The sequence below is a fragment of the Aminobacter sp. P4_D5 genome, assembly GCF_056401815.1.
Map to the genome: position 1 here is coordinate 1 of NZ_JBFUIP010000747.1, position 697 is coordinate 697.

Consider the following 697-nt stretch of genomic DNA (forward strand, 5'->3'; position numbering starts at 1 on the left):
CACCGCACCGCGCCGGCGCAACCCGCAGCGGCTGGCTGCCGTCATCAGGGTGCTGCAGCCCCTGACGGCGGGCCCTGCCGCCCTGGTCTGGACGCAGCAGAATGCGGAACGCAGCGGCTCCGCCATCGTGGCGCGGCTGGAGGTGGGCGCCGAGGATTCGGCGCGGTTGCGCGCATTGCTGACGCCCTGCCTCGGTCGGTGAAGCAGAATCCTGTCCTCCGGTCCGGCGTCTGAACTATATCTAGAGGCAATCGAACCGGGCGGAGACGCACTGCATGGAATACGTCCTTCTGGCGATCGTCGTCGTCGCGATCATCGCCATCTTCCAGGGCGTGCGGACCGTTCCGCAGGGGAACATCTGGACCGTCGAGCGCTTCGGCCGCTTCACCCGCACGCTGGATCCCGGCCTCAATCTGATCATCCCGCTCATCGACCGCGTCGGTCACCGCCTCAGCATCCAGGAGACGGTGCTCGACATCCCCGAGCAGGCGGTCATCACCAAGGACAATGCAGCCGTGCTGGTGGATGGCATCGTCTACTACCGCGTCATGGACGTGGTGAAGGCGGCCTACCAGGTGGCGCAGCTGGGCAAGGCGCTGGAAGCGCTGGCCATGACCAACCTGCGCAGCGTCATCGGCTCCATGACCTTCGACGAGACGTTGAGCAAGCGGGAGGAGATCTCGCACCAGCTCATGGC

General features: G+C 66.3%; 2 protein-coding genes. Both read left to right on the plus strand.

Translation table 11 applies throughout. From position 1 onward, the window contains the following. Positions 1-202: hypothetical protein (locus AC1DWF_RS34740; RefSeq protein ID WP_476843020.1), on the plus strand; the 202-nt coding region annotated here is incomplete at its 5' end. A gap of 73 nt (positions 203-275) precedes the next feature. Further along, positions 276-697 (plus strand): SPFH domain-containing protein (locus AC1DWF_RS34745; RefSeq protein ID WP_476843021.1); only part of this gene is annotated, 422 nt, incomplete at its 3' end.